The organism is Hydrogenophaga crocea (assembly GCF_011388215.1).
GTDB classification, from domain to species: Bacteria; Pseudomonadota; Gammaproteobacteria; order Burkholderiales; family Burkholderiaceae_C; genus Hydrogenophaga; species Hydrogenophaga crocea.
Map to the genome: position 1 here is coordinate 3,568,275 of NZ_CP049989.1, position 24,907 is coordinate 3,593,181.

Genomic DNA, 24,907 nt, shown 5'->3' on the forward strand with positions numbered 1-24,907 from the left:
GTCTCTCTCAGGGATGGGTCGTGTGTCCGGCGCGGCTGCGGTCGGTCGCCGGGAGACGTGCGTGCTCTGGGAACGAGCAACCGGGGACTGTATCATGGTGCAACGCACCAATTTGAAACGCGGCGGCGCACGCCCCTGGCGCCCCCGCACCACGAGCCCCGAGGACCGCGCATGGCCCACCAGATCTTCATCGACGGCGAAGCCGGCACCACCGGCCTTCAGATCCGCGAGCGGCTGCTGCAGGAGCCCGGCGTGCAACTGCTCAGCATCGCCCCAGAGCGCCGCAAGGATCCCGAAGCCAAACGCGAGCTCATGGCGCAGGCCGATCTCGTGGTGCTGTGCATGCACGACGATGCCGCGCGCGAATCGGTCGCCATGGTCGACGCCCTGCCCGGCCGCAAGCCGCGCATCATCGACGCCTCCACCGCGCACCGCATCGCCGCGGGCTGGGTCTACGGTTTCCCCGAACTCACGGCCACGCAGGCCCAGGCCGTGAAACAGGCCGACCGGGTGGCCAACCCGGGCTGTTACGCCACCGGTGCCATCGCGCTGCTGCGCCCCCTGGTCGACGCCGGCCTGATCCCCGCCGACTTCCCGCTCGCGCTGCCCTCGGTGAGCGGCTACTCGGGCGGCGGCCGCTCGATGATCGAGGCCTACGAGGCTGGCACCGCGCCGCTGTTCGAGGCCTACGCGCTGGGCCTGTCACACAAGCACCTGCCCGAGATCATGGCGCTCACGGGCCTCAAGCGCCGGCCCATTTTCATTCCCGCCGTGGGCAATTTCCGCCAGGGCATGCTGGTGCAGCTGCCGCTGCACCTCGACAGCCTGCCCGGCCAGCCCAAGGCCGCCGACCTGCACGACGCGCTCGTGAAGCACTACGCCGCGAGCGCGGCCGCGGGCGGTTTCGTGAAGGTGCTGCCGCCCACCGAGGACGGCAAGCTCGACGCCACCGCGCTCAACGACACCAACCTGATCGAGCTGCGCGTGTTCGCCAACGAGGCGCACCGCCACGCGGTGCTGATCGCGCGCCTGGACAACCTGGGCAAGGGCGCCAGCGGCGCCGCGGTGCAGAACCTCAAGCTGATGCTGGGGCTTTAAAGCCCGTCGGCCTCGTCGTCGGCCCCGGCCACCACGCGCCGGATGGCCTCGCCCCCGAAACCGCGCGCGGCCAGGAAACGCATCTGTTTCGCGCGTTCGGCGGCGTCGGCCGGGGCCCGTCCGAACTTCTTGCGCCACACCGAGCGCGCGCGCTCGGTCTCGCTGCCGCGCAAGGCCTCCACCGCCTGCGCGACCGCCTCGGCCGGCAAGCCCTTGGCCTGCAGTTCCTGGCGCACGCGCGAGGCGCCCAGGCGGGCCGCGCGGCGGTACACCACCGACTCGATCACGCGCTGCTCGTCGATGAAACCCTTGGCCTGGAGCTCGTCGAGCGCCTGCTTCAGTTCACCGGGGTTTTCCTCGTGCGGCGCGAGCTTGCGCTGCAGCTCGGCGCGCGAATGTTCGCGCTGCGCCAGCAGGCGCAGCGCGCGGCCCTTGAGGGAGGGCTTCTCGAAGCCCACGGCGCTCAGGCGTCCGTGGCGTCTTCGGCGTCGGCCTTGGCCTTGGTCTTGCGACCCTTGGCGGGCGCGGCCGCGGCCTCTTCGCCGTCGGCGAAGTCCGAGGGCAGCAGCGGCACACCCAGGGCTTCGCGCACCTTGTTCTCGATCTCGAAGCGCAGTTCGATGTTCTCCTTGAGGAACTCGCGCGCGTTGTCGCGGCCCTGGCCGATCTTCTCGCCGTTGTAGGCGTACCAGGCGCCCGACTTCTCGACCACGCGGTGCAGCACGCCGAGGTCGAGGATCTCGCCCTCGCGGCTGATGCCTTCGCCGAACAGGATGTCGAACTCGGCCGTCTTGAACGGGGGCGAGACCTTGTTCTTGACCACCTTGACCTTGGTTTCGTTGCCGATCGCGTCGTCGCCCTTCTTGATGGTGCCGGTGCGGCGGATGTCCAGGCGCACCGAGGCGTAGAACTTGAGCGCGTTGCCGCCGGTGGTGGTCTCGGGGCTGCCGAACATCACACCGATCTTCATGCGGATCTGGTTGATGAAGATCACCGTGCAGTTGGTCTTCTTGATGGTGGCGGTGAGCTTGCGCAGCGCCTGGCTCATCAGGCGCGCCTGCAGGCCGGGCAGCTGGTCGCCCATTTCGCCTTCGATCTCGGCCTTGGGCGTGAGCGCCGCCACCGAGTCGACCACCACCAGATCGACCGCGCCCGAGCGCACCAGCGAATCGACGATTTCGAGCGCCTGTTCACCGGTGTCGGGCTGGCTGATGAGCAGCTCGGGCAGGTTCACGCCGAGCTTCTGCGCGTACTGCACGTCGAGCGCGTGTTCGGCGTCGACGAAGGCGCAGGTGCCGTTGAGGCGCTGCATCTCGGCGATGACCTGCAGCGTGAGCGTGGTCTTGCCCGACGATTCCGGGCCGTAGATCTCGATCACCCGGCCTCGCGGCAGGCCGCCGACGCCCAGCGCGATGTCCAGGCCTAGCGAACCGGTGGACACCACCTGGATGTCCTCGATCTGCTCGCCTTCGCCGAGCTTCATGATCGTGCCCTTGCCGAACTGCTTTTCGATCTGGGCAAGCGCGGCCTGCAGGGCCTTGGCCTTTTCGCTGTTGAGGGCGGCGTTTTTGACGGGTGCGTCCATGGGGTGGCTCCTGAGCGGTGAGTGGGTGTTGACTTCACGACAGGTCTTTCGACCTGTTTCGGCATCCAGCACTGGATGCATGCCCAGGAGTGTAGCGGCGCATTGCCACGCCACAAGCCGATTTTTGGTCAGTTTGCCTTACGATCTGGCGCCATGGACACCACCCCCGACGACCGCTGGCGCGGTGGCCACCTGGGCCGCTGGCTGGGCGAATCGCTGCGCCGATTCGACGCGCGTGTGCTGCACCTGATGGCCCACGACCCCGAGGTCCCGCTGGCGCTGTCCAACCTCGCCGCGCGCCAGCAGGTGGGCGCGGCGCACGTGCACATCACGCGCCACCTCTCGCTGCGCGGCTCGCGGCTGACCGAGCTCGCGCACAACGCGGGCATGAGCAAGCAGGCCATGGGCGATCTCGTGGCGCAGTGCGAGGCCTGGGGCCTGGTGCGGCGCGAGCCCGACCCGCGCGACGCGCGGGCCCGGCGCATCGCGTTCACGCCCGACGGCCTGCTCTGGCTCGACGCCTTCCGGCGCGCCGTGGCGCAGGCCGAGGCCGAGTTCGCGGCCCAGGTGGGCCCCGAGGTGGCCACCGTCGTCGTGCTCGGTCTGGAGGCGTATGCACAGACCTGAGCAGGCGGCCCGTTCTGTCAGCCTGGTCGAAGGGGGCAAACCTACAATGAACCCACACTTCGAGGAGACCTGCCATGCGCATCCTGATCGCCGAAGATGACCAGGTCCTGGCCGACGGCCTGCTGCGCAGCCTGCGATCGGCCGGCGCCGCCGTGGACCACGTGGCCAGCGGCACCGAAGCCGACGCGGCCCTGCTCACGAACAACGAGTTCGACCTGCTGATCCTGGACCTGGGCCTGCCCAAGCTGCACGGCCTGGAAGTGCTCAAACGGCTGCGATCGCGCGGCTCGGCGATGCCGGTGCTCATCCTCACGGCCGCCGACGGCGTGGAAGAGCGCGTCAAGGGCCTGGACCTCGGCGCCGACGACTACATGGCCAAGCCCTTCTCGCTGCAGGAGCTCGAGGCCCGGGTGCGCGCCCTCACGCGCCGCGGCATGGGCGGCAGCACCAACGTCATCCGCCACGGCCCGCTCGAATACGACCAGGCCGGCCGCGTGGCCACCATCGACGGCAAGATGGTCGAGCTCTCGGCGCGCGAACTCGGCCTGCTCGAGGTGCTGTTGCAGCGCGCGGGCCGCCTGGTGAGCAAGGACCAGCTCGTCGAGCGCCTGTGCGAGTGGGGCGAAGAGGTGAGCAACAACGCCATCGAGGTCTACATCCACCGCCTGCGCAAGAAGATCGAAAAGGGCCCGGTGCGCATTGCCACCGTGCGCGGCCTGGGCTACTGCCTGGAGAAGGTGTGACCCTTCCGGCGGCGCAGCCACGCAGCGGCGAGAGCGGCTCCGTGGCGCCGGCCGAGGCCGCACCACCCGCCGAACGCCGCGGCGGCGGGCCGGGCGGCTTCGGGCTGTTCCAGCGCGAGCAGCGCAGTCTGTTCGGCGAGATCCTCGACTGGATGCTCACGCCGCTGCTGTTGTTGTGGCCGCTGTCGCTCGCGCTCACCTGGATCGTGGCGCAGGGCATCGCCAACAAGCCCTTCGACCGCGCGCTCGAGTTCAACCTGCAGGCCTTGTCGCAGCTCGTGAACGTGCACGAGGGCCGGCCGCGCTTCGAGCTCAACCGCCAGGCGCGCGAGCTGCTGCGCGCCGACGACAGCGATTTCGTGTTCTACCAGGTGGTCGATGCGCGGGGCACGGTGCTCAGCGGCGAGGCCGACCTGCCCCGCCCGCCCACCGACGAAACCCCGGAGGTCGGCCGCGTGCGCCAGCGCGACGACGTGATGCGCGGCGACGCGGTGCGCGTGGCCTACACCTGGCTCGCGCGGCCCGACCCGGCACGCCCGGTGCTGCTGCAGGTGGCCGAAACCACGGGCCGGCGCTCGACGCTGGCCAACGAGATCATCAAGGGCGTGATGGTCCCGCAGTTCGTGATCCTGCCGCTCGCGGTGCTGCTGGTGTGGATGGCGCTGGTGCGTGGCATCCGGCCGCTGTCCGATCTGGAGCAGCGCATCCGTGCCCGCCGACCCGACGACCTGAGCCCGATCGAGGAGATGGACGTGCCGCAGGAGGTGGCGCCGCTGGTGTCCTCGATCAACGACCTGCTCGCGCGCCTGAAGACCTCGCTCAACACGCAGCGGCGCTTCCTGGCCGACGCGGCCCACCAGCTCAAGACGCCGCTCGCGGGCCTGCGCATGCAGGCCGAGCTCGCGCAGCGCGAGGCCGACCCCGCGGGCCTGCGCGCCTCGCTGCAGCAGATCGCACGCTCGACCGTGCGCGCCAACCACACGGTGAGCCAGCTGCTCGCGCTCGCGCGCGCCGAGACCACGGGCCGCGCGCTGCCCAACGCCCAGGTCGACCTCGCGCGCTTGCTCGCGGGCGTGGTGCAGGACTCGGTGCCGCGCGCGCTGGAGCACGGCGTGGACATCGGTCTCGAAGGCGTGAGCGAGGTCCCGCCCGAGATGCTGATCACCGGCAATCCCACGCTGCTGCAGGAGATGGTGCGCAACCTGCTCGACAACGCGATCGCCTACAGCGGCCAGGGCGGCGTGGTGACGGCGCGCGTGCTGGTCGACCGCTTCAGCGGCGTGCAGCTGGTTCAGGTGGAAGACAACGGGCCAGGCATTCCGGTGAACGAACGCGCACTGGTGCTGCAGCCGTTCTACCGCGCGCTCGGCACCAACGTCGACGGCTCGGGCCTAGGGCTGGCCATCGTGCAGGAGATCGCGCAGCAGCATGGCGCGAGCCTGTTGATGGAAGACGCGCACCCCGAGCGCTCACGGCCCGGGCTGCGGATCTCGGTGCGATTCACGCGCCCCGAGTGAGGCGCAGCGCGTGGGGGCTCAGGCCCCGCCGCCGGGCCGCCCCAAGGCGAGGCCGCGCCCCCTCGGGGGGCAGCGACCCGCGCAGCGGGGAGCGTGGGGGCTCAAGGCTTGTAGACGTTGAGCTCGAGGCGCTCGCGCTCGATCACCTTGGCCACCGCGGGCAGCGCCGCAAAGCGCTGCACCAGGGCCCAGGTCTGCGGCAGGGTCTGCGGATCGATGCCCGCGAAACCGCCCCAGCGCAGCAGCGTGAGCGCATAGGCATCGAGCACGCCCGGGTGCTCGCCGCCGAGCCAGGGCGAGGCCTTGGCGGCCAGGGCTTCGATCTCCTGCAGCAAGCCGCGGTAGCTCTCCACAGCGTGCGCCTTCACGGCCTTTTGCGCCGCTTCGTCGCTGGTGAACTTGTTGGGCATGAACACGTGCGTGAAGGTCGGGTGCAGGGTGTTGTTCATCCACGCCAGCACCTGCAGCGCGCGCGTGCGCGCCACGCCGCTGGCGGGCAGCAGGTGGGCCTGGGGAAACTTCGCGTCCAGGTGCAGCGCGATGGCGGTGATCTGCGTGATCACCTCGTCGCCATCGACCAGCACGGGCACCTGGCCGCGCGGGTTGATCGCCAGGTACTCGGGCGAGCGCTGCTCACCGCGGTGCAGCTTGATCGGGGCGGGTTCGAACGCGGCGCCCGCGAGTTCCAGGGCCGCGTGCGGCACGAAGGAACAGGCGCCCGAGGCGTAGTACAGCTTGAGGCTCATCGAACAGTCTCCTTGAGGGTTCTGGAAGGGTAATCAGCTCAGGTGGTCGCCCACCAGGCCTGCGATCTCGAACATGGTCACCGAGTCCTTGCCGAACACGGGGCGCAGCTTGGCATCGGCGTTGATGCGGCGCTTGTCCTTGGCGTCCTGCAGGCCGTTGGCCTTGATGTAGTCCCACAGCTTCTTGACCACCTCGGGGCGCGACACCACGCCCTCGCCGATCACCGCGGCCAGCGCCGCGCTGGGCTGCTTGCCGGTGGCGGCGGTGGTCTTGCGCGGGGCCTTCTTCTCGGCCGGCGCTTTCTTGGCGGCCGGGGCCTTCTTGGCCGCCGCTGCCTTCTTCGCGGGCGCCGCCTTGGCCGCGGGCCGCGCCGCGGTCTTGCGCGGCGGGTATTTGCTGTCGCGCGGCTCGAACTCGAAGTTCACCTTGCCGGCGGCGGCATCCCAGGCCAGGAAGGCCTTGAACGCGCGGCGCGTGCGCATGGACACGAACTTGTCGAGCAGGTCGGTCTTGCCGGTGGCGAGCAGCTTGGCCATCTGCTCGCGCGCCACCGGCTGCTGCAGGATGATCTTGCCGCTCTTGAAATCGCAACTCGGCGTCGGCTGCTGCGCCGTGGGCACCGAGCGCTCGCACACGTAGTTGGCGCCGTGCTCGTGCACCGCGCCGCCGCACTTGGGGCAGGCGCCCAGGCTCTCGCTGCCCGTGAAGTCCACGAGCTCGCCGGTCTCTTCGTCTTTGCGGTCGTCGCCGAAGTCGAATTCGAGCTTCCAGTTGCGGTCTTCTTCGCTGTGCTTGAGCACCAGCTCGGCCACGAAGGGCCAGCCGGCCTTGGAGCGGAAGCCCTCGAGCGGGCCGATGTGCTTGTCGCGCAGGAAGACCTCGGCCTCTGCGGTTTCGAAGGTGCGGCCGCCGGGCGATTTGGTGAACGAGAAGCCGCAGCCTTCGCTGTTGCCGTCGACACCGGTGCAGGCAAAGCGGCGGTAGTTCTCTTTCACCACGCCGCCGCAGTTGGGGCAGGGCGAAGACAGCGTGGCGTAGTCGCCGGGCACGGTGTCGCGGTCGTATTCCTTGGCCTTCTTCACGAGGCGCTCGGTCATGGCCGCGATCTCGGCCATGAAGGCATCGCGCGAGAGCTTGCCGTGCTCCATCTGCGAGAGCTTGTATTCCCACTCACCGGTGAGCTCGGGCTTGGAGAGTTCCTCCACCTCGAGGCCGCGCAGCAGCGTCATGAGCTGGAAGGCCTTGGCCGTGGGAATGAGCTCGCGGCCTTCGCGCAGCATGTACTTCTCGGCCAGCAGGCCTTCGATGATGGCCGCGCGTGTGGCCGGCGTGCCCAGGCCCTTCTCGCTCATGGCCTCGCGCAGCTCGTCGTCTTCCACCAGCTTGCCCGCGCCTTCCATGGCCGCGAGCAGCGTGGCTTCGCTGTAGCGCGCGGGCGGGCGGGTCTTCAGGCCTTTGTGCTCGACCGACTCGGTGCGCACGGTTTCGCCCTCGCGCACCGGCACCAGGTTCTGGCCCTTGTCGCCCGGCTGCGCGCCCTCGACCTCTTCGGCGGCCTCCTTGCCGTACACAGCCATCCAGCCCGGCTTCACCAGCACCTTGCCTTCGGTCTTGAAGTGGTGGTTGAGCACGGTGCTGATGCGCGTGGTGACCATGAACTCGGCGCTCGGGAAGAACACCGCGAGGAAGCGGCGCACCACCAGGTCGTAGAGCTTCTGCTCGGCCTCGCTCAGGCCGCTGGGCGCCTGCAGCGTGGGGATGATGGCGAAGTGGTCCGAGACCTTGCTGTTGTCGAAGACGCGCTTGGTGGGCTTGATGTAGCCGTTGTTGAGCGCGGTGAGCGCATGCGGCGCGAGGTGCTTCATGCCGCTGTCGGCGAGCATCTCGAAGGTCTGCTTCACGGTGCCCAGGTAGTCCTCGGGCAGCGCGCGCGAATCGGTTCGCGGGTAGGTGAGCGCCTTGTGGCGTTCGTACAGGCTTTGCGCGAGCTGCAGCGTGGTCTTGGCCGAGAAGCCGAAGCGGCCGTTGGCCTCGCGCTGCAGGCTGGTCAGGTCGTAGAGCAGTCCGCTGGCCTGGGTGGTGGGCTTGCTTTCTTCGGTGACGCTGGCCGCCTTGCCGCGCACGGCCTCGACGATGGCCTGCGCCTGCTTCAGATCCCACACGCGGTCGGCGCGCAGGTCGGCGTCGGCGTCTTCGCCCGTGGGTTTCTTGAAATTGGGGTCGAACCACTTGCCCGGGTACTCGCCGGCCTCGGCGAGGAAGCTCGCGTGGATCTCCCAGTAGTCGCGCGGGCGGTGGGCGCGGATCTTCTCTTCGCGCTCGACCACGATGGACAGCGTGGGCGTCTGCACGCGGCCCACGGTGGTGAGGAAGAAACCGCCGTCGCGCGAGTTGAACGCGGTCATGGCTCGCGTGCCGTTGATGCCCACGAGCCAGTCGGCCTCGGAGCGGCTGCGCGCCGCGTCGGCCAGGCCGCGCATCTGCGCGTCGCTGCGCAGGCGCTCGAAGCCTTCACGGATCGCGGCCGGCGTCATGGACTGCAGCCACAGCCGCTGCACCGGCTTGCCCAGGCCCTGGTACTGGCCGTTCTTGAGGCCGCCCGCGTACTGCTCGATCAGCCGGAAGATCAGCTCGCCCTCGCGGCCCGCGTCGCAGGCGTTGATGAGCTGGCCCACGTCCTTGCGCTTGGCCAGCTTCACCACCGCGTTCAGGCGCGACTTGGCCTTGTCGATGGGCTTGAGCTCGAAGTACGGCGGCAGCACCGGCAGGTGCGCGAAGCTCCATTTGCCGCGCTTGACGTCGAACTGCTCGGGCGCCGCGATCTCCACCAGGTGGCCCACGGCGGACGTGACCACGTAGCGCTCGTTCTCGAAGTGGTCTTCGTGCTTGTCGAACTTGCCCGCCACGGGCGTGAGCGCGCGCACGATGTCCTGCGCCACGGAAGGCTTCTCGGCAATGACCAGTGTTTTGGAAGAACCGTCGGTTTTCATCTCTACAATCCGCTCCCACGCGGGGGCGCGCCTGTGCACACGTGCGCGCGCTTGTCGTGCGCGCACCCACGCGCGCACCCGCACAAAACAACCTTACCAAAGAAATCCGACGTGACGAAAACCGCCCGGACGACGTCCACGCGCCCCGCCAAAGCCGTGAAAGCCCCCAAGGCCGGCGACGCACGCCGCATCCAGACCCGCCGCTCCGGCGTGCACGGCAAGGGCGTCTACGCGCTGGTGGACATCCCCGCGGGCGAAACGCTCATCGAGTACACGGGCGAGATCATCACCTGGGCCGAGGCGCTCGATCGCCACCCGCACGACCCGAACGACCCCAACCACACCTTCTACTTCCACATCGACGAAGACCACGTCATCGATGCCAAGTACGGGGGCAACTCGTCGCGCTGGATCAACCACAGTTGCAAGCCCAACTGCGAGGCCGACGTGGAAGACGGCCGCGTGTTCATCCGCAGCAAGCGCGACATCCAGGCCGGCGAAGAGCTGTTCTACGACTACGGCCTGGTCATCGACGAACCCCTGACGCCCAAACTCAAGGCCCAGTACCCGTGCTGGTGCGGCGCCAAGAAGTGCCGCGGCACGCTGCTGGCGCCGGCCAAGGGCGGGCGCGCCACCAAGCTGGGCTGAACATGCAGTCCGGCGGCAGGCCCGAGGGGGTGGCGGCCGCGGCCACGCTGGCCGCCAGCGCCGAAACCATCTGGCTCGCGGTCGCCCCCACGCTGCCGGGCTTCACGGTCGAGGTCGTGCCCGAGATCGACTCGACCAACTCCGAACTCATGCGGCGCGCGCGCGCCGCGCCGCTCGACCCCGTGCTGCTGGTGGCCGAGCAGCAGACCGCGGGCCGGGGCCGCCTGGGCCGCGGCTGGCACAGCCAGCCGGGCCACTCGCTCACCTTCTCGCTCGGCTTCACACTGCGCCCGCGCAGCTGGTCGGGCCTGTCGCTGGTGGTGGGCGTGAGCCTGGCCGAACGGCTGCATGCCGATGTGCGCCTGAAGTGGCCGAACGACCTCTGGCTGATGGAGCGCAAGCTCGGCGGCATCCTGGTGGAAACCGCGGGCCTGGCCGACGGGCCCGACGCCGCGCGCGCGGTGGTCATCGGCGTGGGCCTGAACGTGGCCCGGCCTGCCGAGGCCGCGGTGCAGCAGGTGCCGGGCGGGGCACTGCCGCCCATGCCCCCGGCGGGCCTGGCCGAGGTGGAAATGGGCGTGACCGCGCCCGAGTGGCTGGCGCGCCTGGTGCCAGCGCTGGTGGCCGACGTGAAGCACTTCGAAGCCGAGGGCTTCGCCCCCTTCGTGTCGCGCTTCGCGGCGCGCGACGCGCTGCGCGAGCGCGCCGTCACGCTCAGCGACGGCACCCGCGGCCAGGCCGCCGGCGTGGCCGACGACGGCGCCCTGATGGTGCGCGTGGACGGGCGGCTGCGGCGCGTGGACAGCGCCGAAGTGAGCGTGCGCCCATGCTGAGGTGGCTGGTGGTCGCCCTGCTCGCGGCCAACGCGGTGTATTACGCGGGTGTGCACGGCCACCTCGCCCCGCTGGGCTGGGTGCCCGCGCACGATCAGCGCGAGCCCCAGCGGCTCGAGCGCCAGGTCGAGCCGCAGCGCCTGCGGCTGCTCAACGGCGCGCGCGGCGCCGATCCCCTGACGCCCGCCACGGGCCAGAACCCGCCAGCGCCGGTCGCCGCTGCACCGGCCGTTGCGGCGGCTGTGCCCGCCGCCGTGCCTGCCCCGGCAGCGGCGCCGGCGCCCGAGCCCGCCGCGACCGCCACCACCGCGTGCTGGCAGGCCGCGGGTTTCAGCACCGAGCAGGCCGAGCTGCTGCGCGCCGAGCTGCGCCTGCTGGGCCTGGCCGACAACGCCTGGCAGCTCGGCGAGGTGCGCAGCGCGGGCCGCTGGATCGTCTACATGGGCCGCTACGACAACGCGGAGCAGGCGGCGCGCAAGAAGGCCGAACTGCGCGGCATGGGCCTGGACACGCGCGACGTGAATACGCCGGGCCTGGCGCCCGGCATCGCGCTCGGCACTTTTTCGAGCGCATCGGCGGCGCAGGAGGCGCTTCAGCAGGCCGAACGCCGCGGCGTGCGGACCGCGCGCGTGGTGCAGGAACGCGCCGAGAGCCTGAGCTACACCCTGCGGCTGCCGGCCATCACCGACGCGCTGCGCCAGCGCATCGACGGCCTCGGCCCGGCCACCGCCGGCCGCCCGCTGCAGCGCTGCGGTTGAGGCGCGATCGGTTCAGGCGCGCCTGCGCGCGCGGCGCAGGCCCAGACCGGTGGCGAGCAGCACCAGCCCGGTCATCCAGCCCACGGGGCCGCCGCCACCGCCGGTGGGTGCGGGCGCGGGCGGCGAGACGCCGCGCACGATGATGGCGTCGCTGCCGCTCACGCCGTTGTTGTCGGTCACGGTGAGGCGGAACACCCAGCGGCCCTCCACGGCAGGCAGCGTCAGGCTGGTGAGCGACGCGGTGTCGGCCGGAATCGCCACCGTGGGGCCGCTGTCCTGCGTCCAGCGGTAGGCCACCAGGTTGGAGCCGGGCAGCGCCACGCTGCCGCGGCCGTCCAGCGTGATGCTGGCGCCCGGCACGACCGTTCCCACGGGACGGATGACCGCCGCGGGGCGCGTGGCCAGCTGCAGCGACACCTGCGCGTCGAGCAGGCCCGCCCCGCAGGTGGTGGTGGTGCAGTTGCACACGCCGGCGCTGGTGCCGGCGCAGGTGGTGCCCACGGGGCTGAGGTGCGGGCGCGCACCGGCCTGCATGCGTTCGATGAGCGCACGGGGGGTGAGCGAGGGGTTGAGCGCGAGCATGAGGCTGGCCACCCCCGCCGCCTGCGGCGCCGCGAAGCTGGTGCCCTCTTCGTAGCCGTAGTTGTCGGCCGCCGGGGTGGTGGTCCCGCTGTTGGAGGTGCTGAGCAGCAGCCGGTCACCGCCGTTGAGGCCGGTGTACATGTAGCGCCGATCGCAGGTGGGCGCATCGCACGAGCCGCCGGGCGCCGAGAGGGCCACGTTGGGGCCGAAGCTCGAGTAGTCGGTCTTGGCGCCGTCGCGGCGCACCGAGGCCACGGCCATCACGCCATCGCAATCCGCCGGACGCGTGAGGCTGCGCGCGCGGTTGCCCGCGGCGACCACGAGCAGGGCGCCCGCGGCGTTCACGTCGTCGACCATGCTCTGGTAGGCCGGGCTGCAGGCGGCGCTGCCGCCGAAGCTCAGGTTGATGACCCGCGCGGGGTTGAGGTTGACCGGCGCGCCCGCCACGGGCAGGCCCGCGGCCCAGCGCACGCCGTCGATCAGATCGGACACCAGCGCGCCGCACTTGCCCGAGACCCGCACCGGCACGATCTGCGCGCGCCAGTTCAGGCCGGCCACGCCCTGGCCGTTGTCGGTTTCCGCCGCGATCTGGCCAGCAATGAAGGTGCCGTGCCAGGAGCTGTCGTCGATAAAACAGGACGCGAACAGCGGCTGGTTCGCCACATCGCTGGGCGAGACCCAGTCGCCGGGGTCGCTCGGGTCGGCATCGCGGCCGTCGCCGTCGTTGGCGACCAGCAGTTCGCTCACGAAGTCGTATCCCGGCAGGACCCGGCCCGCGAGGTCGGGGTGCGGGCGGATGCCGCTGTCGACCACGGCCACCACGGTGCTGGGCGAGCCCACGCTCAGGTCCCAGGCGTTCTCCATGTTCAGGCCCGCGGGCTCACCGAAGGCGCCCGGACCCTTGAGGTGCCACTGGCTGGCATAGAGAGCGTCGTTGGGAACGGCCTGCCGCTGCACCAGCACATTGGGCTCGACCCAGGCCACGTCGGGGTGCAGGCGCAGGCGGCGCATGGCGTCTTCGAGCGCACGGCCCTGGAGCGGCCGCTGGAAGCGCAGCAGTGCGGCGCGGCCGGCTTCGCCCGCGGCCTCGCCGCGGACCCCGGCCTCGCGCGCGACGCGCGCCGTGAGTTCGCGCGAGCGCAGCGCGGCGCGCATCCAGGCGGCCTGGGCGCGGGCGCGCCCGTCGGCCCAGGGACCGCGGTCGGTTTCCTCGCGCGACAGCGGGTTCACCGCGTCGCGGTAGCCCACGATCACGCCAAAGGCGGGCGCGTCGGGCGCGGCCGCAAAAAGGGGAAGGGCGACGATCAGGCTGAAGGCCAGCAGGCACAGCCGCAGCAGGGCTCGATACATGGGGGGGGGTTTTAGCACGCACCCCTTAACGGCGATCCCCGCAACAGCACCAACGCGTGGGATTTGCCCGCGGACGGAACGCCGTCCGACGCGCGCATCAGGCCGGCGACCGGACGGGCAGGGTGTCGAACCAGGCCAGGGCCTCGTTCCACAGCGGCTGGGCGCGCGGCCGGAAGTAGCCCATGTGCCCGATCGGCCCGAGACCGCTGCGCCGCGAATCGAGCGTGACGGCGCGCACCGGGGCGTTGCGGTAGCCGGCCATGAAGGCGTCGCGCGAGGCCGGCGGGGCCCAGGCGTCGTCGATCGCGTTCACCGCGACGATGGGAAAGCGCACGGCGTCGAAGCGCGAGGTCACCTCGCGCATCTGCGGGTCGTCGAAGAAGTAGCGCGGGAAGCGGCACCAGTGGCGCCACTGGCGGTACACGTCGATCGGCAGGTCTTCGCCCATGCCGAGCCGGCTCCAGGGCAGGTAACCGGCCACGCGCGTCATCACCGGGCCGAGCACGTTCCACATGAACTGCACGCGCAGGCGCTCGAGCGGCGGCATCCAGCCGTGCCAGCCTGCGCCGGTGGCGAAGGTGTAGGCGGCGTCCACCTGCTCGGGGTGGGGCAGCAGGCCCAGCGCATGGCCGCCATACGAATGGCCCACCAGCCACAGCGGCACGCCCGGCGCGCGCATGGCCGCCACGCCCGCGGCCAGGTCGAGCCGGCCCCAGTCGAGGTAGTTCATGCGAAAGCCCTTGAGCGTCTTGGGCGCCGAGCGGCCGATGCCGCGGTAGTCGAGCGTGAGCACGTCCACGCCCTGGGCCGCCACGTGCTGGGCGAAGCGCTTGTAGAAGCCCTGCGGCACGGCCGTGGCGCCGCCCACCACCAGGTGGGCGCGCGGCGGCGTGGGGCTGCGGTAGCGCAGCGCGGCCAGCGGGTAGCCGTCGGCGGCGTGCAGGGTGAGGGGTTCGGCGCGAATGGCGTCGGCGGCGGAGGCGGTCATGGCAGGGGCTCCTTCGGAGGGGCGGGGGACTCGGGCGCGGCCAGCAGGGCCAGCAGGGTGTCGGCGATGCGGTCGAGCGGTTCGGTGCTGTGCGCCACGCGCGCCTGCAGCAGGCCGCCCTCGTAGGCCGCGACCACCAGGGCCGCGATGCCTTCTGCACGGGGCGCCGGCATGCCCGCGCCGCGCAGGCCCTGGGCGATGCGCTCGCGGATGCGCGCGAAAGCCCGGGCGAGCGCGTCGCGCAGGGCCTGGTCGGCCGGGGTGGATTCGAGCGCCACGGTGGCCAGCGGGCAGCCGACCTCGAAGCCGCTCTCGCTGAGCCGGCCGGTGGCGCGCGACATCCACAGACGCAGGGCGTCGAGCGGGTCGGGCGTGGCCTGGAGCAGCCGGTCGAGGCCGTCGCTCATGCGCTCGACCACGGTGTCGATCGCGGCCACCGCGAGGGCGGTCTTGCCGCCCGGGAAGTGGTGGTACAGCACGCCCTTGGGCGCTTGCGCGGCCTGCAACAGCTCGGTCAGGCCGATGCCGTGCAGGCCGCGCCGGCGCAGGGCGTCGGTCATGGCGGCGATCAGGCGCTCGCGCGCGGGCTCGAAGGGCGGGGGAGCGGGCATGCGCGGCATTCTCTAGACCGATCGGTCTAGCGTCAAGCCGCGGCCCGGGGTGCGCTGTCGTGCCCGCGACGCGGGACGGCGGAGAATCGGCGGCCCGGGGGCACACGCCTTGCCCGCCACCCCAACACCTGCCCATGTCCGCCACCACCTACCTCTACCTGGGCATCGCCATCGTTGCCGAGGTGGCCGCCACCACCGCCCTCAAGGCCTCCGACGGCTTCACCCGCCTGCTGCCCAGCATCGGCGTGGTGATCGGCTACGCGATCGCCTTCTATTGCTTGGCGCTCACGCTGCGCACCTTGCCCGTGGGCGTGGCGTACGCGATCTGGTCGGGCGTGGGCATCGTGCTGGTGTCGCTGCTGGGCTGGCTGGTGTACCGGCAGACGCTGGACGCGGCCGCGCTGCTGGGCATGGGTCTGATCATCGCGGGCGTGCTGGTGATCAACCTGTTCTCGAAAACCGCCGGCCACTGAGGCGCGCCCACGAAAAAGGCGCCCGAAGGCGCCTTCCGTGCGGACCGGTGATGCGGCTTACTTCGCCACCACGCGCGCCATTTCCAGGCATTTGTTGGAGTAGCCCCACTCGTTGTCGTACCAGCTCACCACCTTGATGAAGGTGCCGTCGAGCGCGATGCCGGCGTCGGCGTCGAAGATCGAGGTGCGGGCGTCGCCGCGGAAGTCGGTCGCCACCACCTTGTCCTCGGTGTAGCCCAGCACGCCCTTGAGCGCGCCTTCGCTCTGGGCCTTCATCTCGGCGCAGATCTCGGCGTAGGTCGCGGGGTTGTTGAGCTCCACGGTCAGGTCGACCACCGACACGTCGCTGGTGGGCACGCGGAAGCTCATGCCCGTGAGCTTCTTGTTGAGCTGGGGAATCACCACGCCCACCGCCTTGGCCGCGCCGGTGCTGCTGGGGATGATGTTCTCGAGGATGCCGCGGCCGCCGCGCCAGTCCTTGTTGCTCGGGCCGTCCACGGTCTTTTGCGTGGCGGTGGCGGCGTGCACCGTGGTCATGAGGCCGCGCTTGATGCCCCACTTGTCGTTGAGCACCTTGGCCACCGGGGCCAGGCAGTTGGTGGTGCAGCTGGCGTTGCTGATGATGGCCTGGCCGGCGTAGGTGTCGTGGTTGACGCCGTAGACGAACATGGGCGTGTCGTCCTTGCTGGGCGCGGACATGATGACCTTCTTGGCGCCCGCGGCCAGGTGCTTCTCGGCGCCGGCCTTGTCCAGGAAGATGCCCGTGGCCTCGATCACCACGTCGGCGCCGACCTCGCCCCACTTGAGCTCGGCGGGGTCCTTCACCGCGGTCAGGCGGATCTTGTTGCCGTTGACGATCAGGTGGTTGCCCTCGACCTTCACGTCGCCGTCGAAGCGGCCGTGCACGCTGTCGTACTTGAGCATGTAGGCGAGGTAGTCGGGCTCGAGCAGGTCGTTGATCGCCACGACCTGGATGTCCTTGAAGTTGGCCACCGCGGCGCGGAAGACCATGCGCCCGATGCGCCCGAAACCGTTGATACCGACCTTGATCGTCATGCTGTCATCTCCAGGGTTTGAATCGAAAGGGAATCACTGCTGCGCGAGCACGGCGCGCACCGTGTCCGCCACGTTCTCGGGGGTGAAGCCGAAGTGCTTGAACAGCACCGGCGCCGGGGCCGACTCGCCGTAGGTGTCGATGCCCACGACGGCGGACACGCCGTACTTCCACCAGAAATCGCTCACGCCCATTTCCACCGCCACGCGCGGCAGGCCGGCGGGCAGCACGGCCTTCTTGTAGGCCGCGCTCTGGCGGTCGAAGCGGTTGGTGCCGGGCATGGAGACCACGCGCACCGCAATGCCGTGCGCCTTGGCGAGCAGTTCCTGCGCCTTGAGCGCGAGCTGCACCTCGGAGCCGGTGGCGATGATCACCGCCTGGGCCTTCTTCTTCAGGCCCACCTCGGCGGGCTCGGCCAGCACGTAGGCGCCCTTGGCGATGTCGCTCAGGTCTTTCTTGGGTGCGTAGGGCAGGTTCTGGCGCGACAGCAGCAGCGCGGTGGGCTTGTCGCGGTTCTCCAGCGCCACGGCCCAGGCCACCGCGGTCTCGGCGGTGTCGGCAGGGCGCCAGACGTCGAGGTTGGGGATCAGGCGCAGGCTCGCGGCGTGCTCGATCGACTGGTGCGTGGGGCCGTCTTCGCCCAGGCCGATGGAGTCGTGCGTGAACACGTGGATCACGCGCTGCTTCATCAGCGCGGCCATGCGGATGGCATTGCGCGAGTAGTCGCTGAAGGTCAGGAAGGTGCCGCCGTAGGGGATGTAGCCGCCGTGCAGCGCCACGCCGTTCATGATGGCGGCCATGCCGAACTCGCGCACGCCGTAGTTGATGTGGCGGCCCAGGCGGCCCTGCTCGTCGCGCACCACCTCGCCCGCGAGGTCCACGCGCAGCGCGGGCGTGGCCTTGGTGTTGGTGAGGTTGGAGCCGGTGAGGTCGGCGCTGCCGCCCAGCAGCTCGGGCAGCGCGGCGGTGAAGAGTTCGAGCGCGAGCTGGCTGGCCTTGCGGCTGGCCACGGTCTCGGCCTTGGTGTGGGCCTGCACCGCCGCGTCCACCGCCACCTGGGCGAAGTTCTTGGGCAGCTCGCCCTTCATGCGGCGCAGGAACTCGGCGGCGAGTTCGGGGTGCGCGGCGCGGTAGGCATCGAAGCGCGTGTTCCAGTCGGCCTCGGCGCTCAGGCCGGCGGCCTTGGCGTCCCAGCCGGCGTACACCTCGTCGGGGATCACGAAGGGCTCGTGCGACCAGCCCAGCGCTTCGCGCGTGAGCTTGATCTCGTCGGGGCCCAGCGGCTCGCCGTGCGCCTTGGCGGTGTTGGCGCGGTTCGGGCTGCCCTTGCCGATGTGGGTCTTGCAGATCACCAGGCTGGGCGCGTCGGCGTGGCGCTTGGCGTCGGCGATGGCGCGGTCCACCGCGTCCACGTCGTGGCCGTCGATGGGGCCGATGACGTTCCAGCCGCAGGCCGCGAAGCGCAGCGCGGTGTTGTCGATGAACCAGGGCGTGACCTTGCCATCGATCGAGATGCCGTTGTCGTCGTACAGCGCCACGAGCTTGTTGAGCTTCCAGGCGCCGGCCAGGGCCACGGCTTCGTGGCTGATGCCTTCCATGAGGCAGCCGTCACCCAGGAACACGTAGGTGTGGTGATCGACCACGGTGTGGCCGGGGCGGTTGAATTCGGCGGCCAGCAGCTTCTCGGCCAGCGCCATGCCCACCGCGTTGGTGATGCCCTGGCCCAGCGGACCGGTGGTGGTTTCCACGCCGGGGGTGATCCCGACCTCGGGGTGGCCCGCGGTCTTGCTGTGCAGCTGGCGGAAGTTCTTGAGCTCCTCGATCGGCAGCGCATAGCCCGTGAGGTGCAGCAGCGCGTAGATCAGCATCGAGCCGTGACCGTTGGACAGCACGAAGCGGTCGCGGTCGGCCCAGTGCGGGTTCACCGGGTTGTGCTTGAGGTGGCGGCCCCACAGCGCGACGGCCATGTCGGCCATGCCCATGGGCGCACCCGGGTGGCCGGAGTTGGCGGCCTGAACGGCGTCCATCGCGAGGGCGCGGATGGCGTTGGCCAGAACCAGGGGGGAAGCGGTGACGACGGCAGAGTCGCTCATGGAGACCTCGGGTGGGGACGCGGGCGCGGCGCAGACCGTCGTGCACGGCCCGGCCTGGGTAGAAACCCGGAATTTTAGCGGCTGGGCTCCGGTCCCCCGGTCTCGCGATACCCAACGGGGTGGGGGCCACCGCGTACAGCCGAGGCGCAACGCCGGCTACAGTGGGGGCTTCAACCATGGTCTCCACCGCCCAAGCCATCGTCCTTGCCGCCGGCCGCGGCAACCGCATGCGCCCGCTCACCGACCGCGTGCCCAAGCCCTTGCTCGCGGTGAAGGGCCGCTCCTTGCTGCGCTGGCACGTGGACGCGCTGGCCGATGCGGGCGTGGACCGGCTGGTGATCAACACCGCCTGGCTCGGCGAGCAGATTCCCGCGCATTTCGGGCCCCGCCCGCACAGCAGCGCCGGCCGGCCCGTGACCATCGCCTACTCGGCCGAGGGCGAGGACTTCGGCTACGCGCTCGAAACGGCGGGCGGCATCGCGCGCGCGCTGCCGCTGCTCGACACGCGGTTCTGGGTGGTGGCGGGCGACGTGTACGCGCCGGGCTTTCCCTTCGATCCCGCAGCGCTCGAGCGCTTCGCGCGCAGCGACCGCCTCGCGCATCTGTGGCTGGTCCCCAACCCGGCGCACAACCCGCGGGGCGATTTCGGACTCGGCGCCGACGGGCTGGCCGTCAACGGCGGGGCCGAGCGCTTCACGTACAGCACCATCGGGCTGTACCGGCGCGAGTTGTTCGAGCCGCCCTGGTGCGAGATCCACCCGGGCAACCCGCAGGGCACGGCCGAGCCGCTCGCGCCGCTGCTGCGCCGGGCCATGGACGCGGGCCGCGTGAGCGCCGAGCTCTACACCGGCCCCTGGACCGACGTGGGCACGCCCGAACGCCTGGCCGAACTGAATGCATAAACGGGAGAATGCCGCGATGGACGCCTCGACCCATTTCCGCCTTTATGCCGAGCGCCGCGCGCGCCTGGCCTCGCAACTCGGCCCCGGGGGCATTGCCATCGTGCCGACCGCGCTGGAACGCCCGCGCAACCGCGACACCGACTTCCTTTACCGCCACGACAGCTATTTCTATTACCTGAGCGGCTTCACCGAACCCCAGGCCTGGCTGCTGATCACGGCCGAAGGGCGCACGACGCTGTTCTGCCAGCCCAAGGACCTCGAGCGCGAGATCTGGGACGGCATCCGCCTCGGACCCGAGGCCGCGCCCGCCGCGCTCGGCGTGGACGAAGCGTTCGCGGTCACCGAGCTCGACCAGCGCCTGCCGCGCCTGCTCGAGAACCGCGCGGTGGTCTGGTTCCCGTTCGCCACCCACGCGGGCCTCGAAGGCCGCATCGACGGCTGGCTGCAGAAGGTGCGTGCGCGTGTGCGCTACGGCGCGCTGTGCCCCGAGACCCAGCGCGACCTGTGCACGCTGCTCGATGAAATGCGGCTCGTGAAGGACGCGCACGAACTCGACATCATGCGGCGCGCCTCGAAGATCAGCGCGCGCGCCCACATCCGCGCCATGCAGCGCAGCGCGGCCATGCTGCGCGCGGGCCAGGACGTGCGCGAGTACCACCTCGACGCCGAGCTGCTGCACGAGTTCCGCCAGGGCGGCTCGCAGTACCCGGCCTACGGCAGCATCGTCGCCGCAGGGGCGAACGCCTGCATCCTCCATTACCGCGCCGACGCCGCGCCGATCCGCGACGGCGAGCTGGTGCTGATCGACGCCGGCTGTGAGCTCGACGGCTACGCGAGCGACATCACGCGCACGTTTCCGGCCAACGGCCGCTTCACGGGGCCGCAGCGCGCCGTGTACGAGCTGGTGCTCGCGAGCCAGGACGCGGCAGTGGCGGCCACGCGGGCCGGCGCGCGCTTTGTCGACCCGCACGAAGCCACGGTCAGGGTGCTGTCGCAGGGCCTGCTCGACCTGGGTCTGCTCGACAAGACCAAGGTGGGCACGGTCGACGACGTGATCGCCAACCGCCATTACTTCCAGTTCTACATGCACCGCACCGGCCACTGGCTGGGCATGGACGTGCACGACTGCGGCAGTTACGTGGAGCCTTCGGAAGTGGGCAAGGTGAGCGAGCGCAAGGACCCGCTGTCGGGCGAGACCATCAAGGACCGGCCGAGCCGCGTGCTGCGGCCGGGCATGGTGCTCACGATCGAGCCCGGGCTCTACATCCGTCCCGCCGAAGGCGTGCCCGAGCGCTTCTGGAACATCGGCATCCGCATCGAGGACGATGCGGTGGTCACGGAAAGCGGCTGCGAACTGATCACGCGCGACGTGCCGGTGGACCCCGACGCGATCGAAGCGCTCATGCGCGGCTGAGGCTCATTGCAGCGTGCGGTGCTCGGGCATGGGCGTGAGGCCCGGCGACGGCGCCGCCGCGCTGCCGAGTTCGAGCAGCCAGCGCGCGCTCAGGCGGCCGAGCAGCAGCCGCATCGGTGCCGACAAGGCCGGGTGCTGCGACAGCTCGGTGAGGTTGCTCACGACCTTGCCCACCATCAGTTCGCGCTGCCGCACCGGCCCGGTGTGCTGCGCGCAACCCGTCATGAGCGCGAGCGTGCCGGCGAGCAGGGCCTCGGTCGGCGGCAGCGTGTACTCCTCATCGGACGGGCGCATCGGATCGGTTTTCATGGGTGCTCCAGCAGTGACTGGGGACCATCATATGAGAACAATTCTTATTTGCAAGCAAGCCACCCCGCGGCGGCCGTGGGCTTCGGCCCACAATGCCGCCTCCCCTCACCGCGAAAGGAGCAGCCATGAAAGGCGATGAAAAAGTCATTGCACACCTGCAAGCCCAGCTCAAGAACGAGCTGACGGCCATCAACCAGTACTTCCTGCACTACCGCATGCTCAAGCATTGGGGCCTGGACAAGCTGGCCAAGAAGGAATACGAGGAATCGATCGGCGAGATGAAGCACGCCGACCAGCTCATGGACCGCATCTTCATGCTCGACGGCCTGCCCAACCTGCAGGACCTGGGCAAGCTGCACATCGGCGAAGACGTGCCCGAACTGCTCAATTGCGACCTGCAGCTCGAGCGCGGTGCCCAGGCCACCATCAAGGACGGCATCGCCCACTGCGAATCCGTGCGCGACTACGTCTCGCGCGACATCCTGCAAGGCATCCTCGACGACACCGAGGAGCACATCGACTTCCTCGAAACCCAGATCGATCTGATCGGCAAGGTCGGCCTGCAGAACTACCTGCAGAGCCAGATGGGCTCCGTGAGCTGATCGCGATCGGACGCGGCACCGCCCGTCGGGCGGTGCCCTGGGGGCATTGCGCAATGAATACGAGCCATTATCATTTGCAGGCGTTTCATTCCGCTCAAGCCCATGATCGTCTGCGTCTGCCGCCGCGTCAGTGACAAAACCATCGCCCAATGCGCGCGCTCGGGCATGGCGTTCGACGACATCCAGCTCGAGCTGGGTGTGGCCACGCAATGCGGTCGCTGCGAGGGCTGCGCGCGCCAGGTGTTCACCGAGTGCGCCCCGGGCCACGCCGTCGCCCACCTGCAGTTGCAAACGCCCGAGCAGGCGCGCCTGGCCGCCACGGCCTGAGCCCCGGCCGCCGCGCGCGGCCCCCGATTCCCCCTGTTTTTCTCACAAGGCCTACACCCATCGGCCCGCTGGGCCATGGGCCGTCCGGGCGCAGGGCCACATTTAGAATGCGAATTCGCCTTTCGCATGGCAGAAAGCAACACGGCCGGAGACACGCATGACCGCATCCCACAGCCCCGAGAACAAGCGCGCCGAACTGCGCCAGGCCGCCCTGGACTACCACGAGCGCCCGGTGCCCGGCAAAGTGGCCATTGCCGCCACCAAGCCCTTGTCGAACCAGCGCGACCTGGCGCTGGCCTATTCGCCCGGCGTGGCCGCGCCCTGTGAAGAGATCGTGGCCGATCCGGCCAACGCCTTCCGCTACACCGCGCGCGGCAACCTCGTCGCCGTGATCACCAATGGCACCGCCGTGCTCGGACTGGGCGACATCGGCCCGCTGGCCGCCAAGCCGGTGATGGAAGGCAAGGGCGTGCTGTTCAAGAAGTTCTCCGGCATCGACGTCTTCGACATCGAGATCGCCGAGAAAGACCCGGACAAGCTGGTCGACATCATCGCCGCGCTCGAACCCACGTTCGGCGGCATCAACCTTGAAGACATCAAGGCCCCCGACTGCTTCTATGTCGAGCGCAAGCTGCGCGAGCGCATGAAGATCCCCGTCTTCCACGACGACCAGCACGGCACCGCGATCGTGGTCGGCGCGGCCATCCTCAACGGCCTGAAGGTGGTCGGCAAGGACATCAAGCAGGTCAAGCTCGTCACGTCGGGCGCGGGCGCCGCGGCGCTGGCCTGCCTGGGCCTGCTCGTGAAGCTGGGTTTGCCGCGCGAGAACATCTGGGTGACCGACCTCGCGGGCGTGGTCTACCAGGGCCGCACCGAACTCATGGACGAGGACAAGGTGCAGTTCGCCCAGAAGACCGACGCGCGCAAGCTCGCCGATGTCATTGCAGGCGCCGACATCTTCCTGGGCCTGTCGGCCGGCGGCGTGCTCAAGCCCGAGATGGTCAAGTCCATGGCCAGGCAGCCGCTGATCATGGCGCTGGCCAACCCCACGCCCGAGATCCTGCCCGAAGAGGTCAGGGCCGTGCGCGACGACGCCATCATGGCCACCGGCCGCACCGACTACCCGAACCAGGTCAACAACGTCCTGTGCTTCCCCTACATCTTCCGCGGCGCGCTCGACTCGGGCGCCACCACCATCACCGACGAGATGGAGATCGCCGCGGTGCACGCCATCGCCGAGCTCGCGCAGGCCGAGCAGAGCGAGGTGGTGGCCGCCGCCTACGCGGGTGAGAAGCTCGCCTTCGGCCCCGAGTACCTGATCCCCAAGCCCTTCGACCCGCGGCTGATGATGAAGATCGCGCCCGCGGTGGCCCAGGCCGCGGCCGACAGCGGCGTGGCCCTGCGTCCGATCGCCGACATGGCCGCCTACCGCGAAAAGCTGCAAGGCTTCGTATTCGCCTCGGGCACCGTGATGAAGCCCATCTTCACGGCCGCCAAGCTGGCCACGCGCAAGCGCGTGGCCTATTCGGAAGGCGAAGAGGAACGCGTGCTGCGCGCCTGCCAGATCGTGGTCGACGAGGGCCTGGCGCGCCCCACCCTGATCGGCCGCCCGGCCATCATCGCCCAGCGCATCGAGAAGTTCGGTCTGCGCCTCAAGCAGGACCTCGACTACGACGTGGTCAACGTCGAACAGGACGACCGCTACCGCGACTTCTGGCAGACCTACCACCGCATGACCGAGCGCAAAGGCGTCACGCAGCAGCTCGCCAAGATCGAGATGCGCCGCCGCCTGACCCTCATCGGCGCCATGCTGCTACACAAGAACGAGGTCGACGGCCTCATCTGCGGCACCTGGGGCAGCACCCAGGGCCACCTGCAGTACATCGACCAGGTCATCGGCAAGCGCGCCGGCGGCAGCCCCAGCACCGCCCAGGACGTGCGCATCTACGCGTGCATGAATGGCCTGATGCTGCCCAACCGCCAGGTCTTCCTGGTCGACACGCACGTCAACGTCGACCCGACGGCAGAGGAGCTGTGTGAGATCACCGTGATGGCCGCCGAGGAAATGCTGCGCTTCGGCATCCAGCCCAAGGCCGCGCTGCTGTCGCACTCCAACTTCGGCTCCTCCAACGAGGGCTCGGCCGTCAAGATGCGCCGCACCCTGGAGCTGCTGCGCGAGCAGGCGCCCTGGCTGGAGGTCGACGGCGAGATGCACGGCGACGTGGCGCTGGACGCCGAGGCCCGCCACCGCCTCATGCCCAATTCCACCCTCAAGGGCGCGGCCAACCTGCTGGTGCTGCCCAACATCGACGCCGCCAACATCGCCTACAACCTGCTCAAGACGGCGGCGGGCGGCAACATCGCCATCGGCCCCGTGCTCCTGGGCGCCGCCCAGCCGGTGCACATCCTCACGCCCAGCGCCACGGTGCGCCGCATCGTCAACATGACGGCCCTCACCGTCGCCGACGCAAACGTCGGTCGCTGAAGCCTTGCACCATAGCGGGCGCTAACTTATCAGCTTCTGCAGCACCCCTTGCCAGTGCCCATTTTTTGGGCATTGGCTTGCTTTTTGACCCGGGTTAGGGCACACTCCCGCGCTTGTATTTGAGGGTTAACCCCAGCGTCACGGACATGGGTTAACCCGCATCAGGAGCCA

General features: G+C 70.0%; 23 protein-coding genes. 13 read left to right on the top strand and 10 right to left on the bottom strand.

The window, feature by feature from the left end:
- The first annotated feature begins 171 nt into the window (after window positions 1–171).
- Window positions 172–1,098 (top strand): N-acetyl-gamma-glutamyl-phosphate reductase, encoded by a 927-nt coding sequence (argC, locus tag G9Q37_RS16880; protein WP_166228983.1) that lies wholly within the window; start codon window positions 172–174, stop codon window positions 1,096–1,098.
- Here argC and recX read toward each other — a convergent pair.
- A complete protein-coding gene (recX, locus tag G9Q37_RS16885; RefSeq protein ID WP_166228986.1) occupies window positions 1,095–1,556 on the bottom strand; it encodes a recombination regulator RecX in 462 nt (153 codons plus the stop codon). The two genes, argC and recX, sit on opposite strands and share 4 nt — an antisense overlap.
- 5 nt (window positions 1,557–1,561) lie before the next feature.
- Complete coding sequence (recA, locus tag G9Q37_RS16890; RefSeq protein ID WP_166228988.1) at window positions 1,562–2,683, bottom strand: recombinase RecA; 1,122 nt, start codon at window positions 2,681–2,683, stop codon at window positions 1,562–1,564.
- 153 nt (window positions 2,684–2,836) lie between these two features.
- Here recA and G9Q37_RS16895 point away from each other — a divergent pair, with 153 nt between their 5' ends.
- From G9Q37_RS16895 to G9Q37_RS16905, 3 genes are all read left to right on the top strand, one after another.
- Window positions 2,837–3,310 (top strand): MarR family winged helix-turn-helix transcriptional regulator, encoded by a 474-nt coding sequence (locus tag G9Q37_RS16895; RefSeq protein WP_166228990.1) that lies wholly within the window; start codon window positions 2,837–2,839, stop codon window positions 3,308–3,310.
- Window positions 3,311–3,384: 74 nt separating this feature from the next.
- On the top strand, window positions 3,385–4,053 hold the full coding sequence (locus G9Q37_RS16900; RefSeq protein WP_166228992.1) for a response regulator: 669 nt from the start codon (window positions 3,385–3,387) through the stop codon (window positions 4,051–4,053).
- 152 nt (window positions 4,054–4,205) lie between these two features.
- The gene (locus G9Q37_RS16905) at window positions 4,206–5,570 is read left to right on the top strand and encodes a sensor histidine kinase (RefSeq protein WP_166231427.1); all 1,365 of its coding nucleotides are present in this window, start codon (window positions 4,206–4,208) and stop codon (window positions 5,568–5,570) included.
- Window positions 5,571–5,671: 101 nt separating this feature from the next.
- Here G9Q37_RS16905 and G9Q37_RS16910 read toward each other — a convergent pair whose 3' ends face one another.
- Window positions 5,672–6,316 (bottom strand): glutathione S-transferase family protein, encoded by a 645-nt coding sequence (locus tag G9Q37_RS16910; RefSeq protein ID WP_166228994.1) that lies wholly within the window; start codon window positions 6,314–6,316, stop codon window positions 5,672–5,674.
- Window positions 6,317–6,349: 33 nt separating this feature from the next.
- The gene (locus G9Q37_RS16915) at window positions 6,350–9,307 is read right to left on the bottom strand and encodes a DNA topoisomerase III (protein WP_166228996.1); all 2,958 of its coding nucleotides are present in this window, start codon (window positions 9,305–9,307) and stop codon (window positions 6,350–6,352) included.
- Between the two features lie 156 nt (window positions 9,308–9,463).
- Between G9Q37_RS16915 and G9Q37_RS16920 the strand changes: the two genes are divergently transcribed.
- From G9Q37_RS16920 to G9Q37_RS16930, 3 genes are read left to right on the top strand one after another with little or no spacing between them, the layout of a single operon-like run.
- On the top strand, window positions 9,464–9,955 hold the full coding sequence (locus G9Q37_RS16920) for an SET domain-containing protein (protein ID WP_240936420.1): 492 nt from the start codon (window positions 9,464–9,466) through the stop codon (window positions 9,953–9,955).
- Between the two features lie 2 nt (window positions 9,956–9,957).
- Entirely contained in the window at window positions 9,958–10,788 is an 831-nt protein-coding gene (locus tag G9Q37_RS16925) for a biotin--[acetyl-CoA-carboxylase] ligase (protein ID WP_166229000.1), read from the top strand.
- Entirely contained in the window at window positions 10,782–11,546 is a 765-nt protein-coding gene (locus G9Q37_RS16930; RefSeq protein WP_166229002.1) for an SPOR domain-containing protein, read from the top strand. The genes G9Q37_RS16925 and G9Q37_RS16930 overlap by 7 nt, the downstream gene beginning before the upstream one ends.
- 12 nt (window positions 11,547–11,558) lie before the next feature.
- Here the strand turns inward: G9Q37_RS16930 and G9Q37_RS16935 are convergent, their stop codons facing one another.
- From G9Q37_RS16935 to G9Q37_RS16945, 3 genes are all read right to left on the bottom strand, one after another.
- Window positions 11,559–13,478: a S8 family peptidase gene (locus G9Q37_RS16935; protein ID WP_166229004.1), complete on the bottom strand. Its 1,920-nt coding sequence runs from the start codon at window positions 13,476–13,478 to the stop codon at window positions 11,559–11,561.
- Between the two features lie 97 nt (window positions 13,479–13,575).
- Window positions 13,576–14,466: an alpha/beta hydrolase family protein gene (locus G9Q37_RS16940; protein ID WP_166229005.1), complete on the bottom strand. Its 891-nt coding sequence runs from the start codon at window positions 14,464–14,466 to the stop codon at window positions 13,576–13,578.
- Complete coding sequence (locus tag G9Q37_RS16945) at window positions 14,463–15,077, bottom strand: TetR/AcrR family transcriptional regulator (protein WP_240936421.1); 615 nt, start codon at window positions 15,075–15,077, stop codon at window positions 14,463–14,465. The genes G9Q37_RS16940 and G9Q37_RS16945 overlap by 4 nt, the downstream gene beginning before the upstream one ends.
- A gap of 134 nt (window positions 15,078–15,211) precedes the next feature.
- Here G9Q37_RS16945 and G9Q37_RS16950 point away from each other — a divergent pair, with 134 nt between their 5' ends.
- Entirely contained in the window at window positions 15,212–15,550 is a 339-nt protein-coding gene (locus G9Q37_RS16950; protein WP_166229009.1) for an SMR family transporter, read from the top strand.
- A gap of 57 nt (window positions 15,551–15,607) precedes the next feature.
- On the opposite strand, the gene gap is transcribed toward G9Q37_RS16950, so the two are convergent.
- On the bottom strand, window positions 15,608–16,606 hold the full coding sequence (gene gap / locus G9Q37_RS16955; protein ID WP_166229011.1) for a type I glyceraldehyde-3-phosphate dehydrogenase: 999 nt from the start codon (window positions 16,604–16,606) through the stop codon (window positions 15,608–15,610).
- A gap of 33 nt (window positions 16,607–16,639) precedes the next feature.
- On the bottom strand, window positions 16,640–18,697 hold the full coding sequence (gene tkt / locus G9Q37_RS16960) for a transketolase (protein ID WP_166229013.1): 2,058 nt from the start codon (window positions 18,695–18,697) through the stop codon (window positions 16,640–16,642).
- 176 nt (window positions 18,698–18,873) lie between these two features.
- On the opposite strand from tkt, the gene G9Q37_RS16965 reads away from it, so the two are divergent.
- The gene (locus G9Q37_RS16965) at window positions 18,874–19,599 is read left to right on the top strand and encodes a nucleotidyltransferase family protein (protein WP_166229015.1); all 726 of its coding nucleotides are present in this window, start codon (window positions 18,874–18,876) and stop codon (window positions 19,597–19,599) included.
- 16 nt (window positions 19,600–19,615) lie between these two features.
- Window positions 19,616–21,013, top strand: coding sequence for an aminopeptidase P N-terminal domain-containing protein (locus tag G9Q37_RS16970; RefSeq protein WP_166229017.1), 1,398 nt, complete (start codon window positions 19,616–19,618; stop codon window positions 21,011–21,013).
- A gap of 3 nt (window positions 21,014–21,016) precedes the next feature.
- Here G9Q37_RS16970 and G9Q37_RS16975 read toward each other — a convergent pair whose 3' ends face one another.
- A complete protein-coding gene (locus G9Q37_RS16975; protein ID WP_166229019.1) occupies window positions 21,017–21,322 on the bottom strand; it encodes a hypothetical protein in 306 nt (101 codons plus the stop codon).
- 125 nt (window positions 21,323–21,447) lie between these two features.
- On the opposite strand from G9Q37_RS16975, the gene bfr reads away from it, so the two are divergent.
- From bfr to G9Q37_RS16990, 3 genes are all read left to right on the top strand, one after another.
- Window positions 21,448–21,924 carry a bacterioferritin gene (bfr, locus tag G9Q37_RS16980; protein WP_166229020.1) on the top strand — a complete coding sequence of 159 codons (477 nt, stop codon included), beginning with the start codon at window positions 21,448–21,450 and terminating at the stop codon, window positions 21,922–21,924.
- A 102-nt stretch (window positions 21,925–22,026) separates the two neighbouring features.
- Window positions 22,027–22,251, top strand: a complete 225-nt coding sequence (locus tag G9Q37_RS16985) for a (2Fe-2S)-binding protein (RefSeq protein ID WP_166229022.1) — start codon at window positions 22,027–22,029, stop codon at window positions 22,249–22,251.
- Between the two features lie 157 nt (window positions 22,252–22,408).
- Window positions 22,409–24,736: an NADP-dependent malic enzyme gene (locus G9Q37_RS16990; RefSeq protein ID WP_166229024.1), complete on the top strand. Its 2,328-nt coding sequence runs from the start codon at window positions 22,409–22,411 to the stop codon at window positions 24,734–24,736.
- Window positions 24,737–24,907 lie beyond the last annotated feature (171 nt).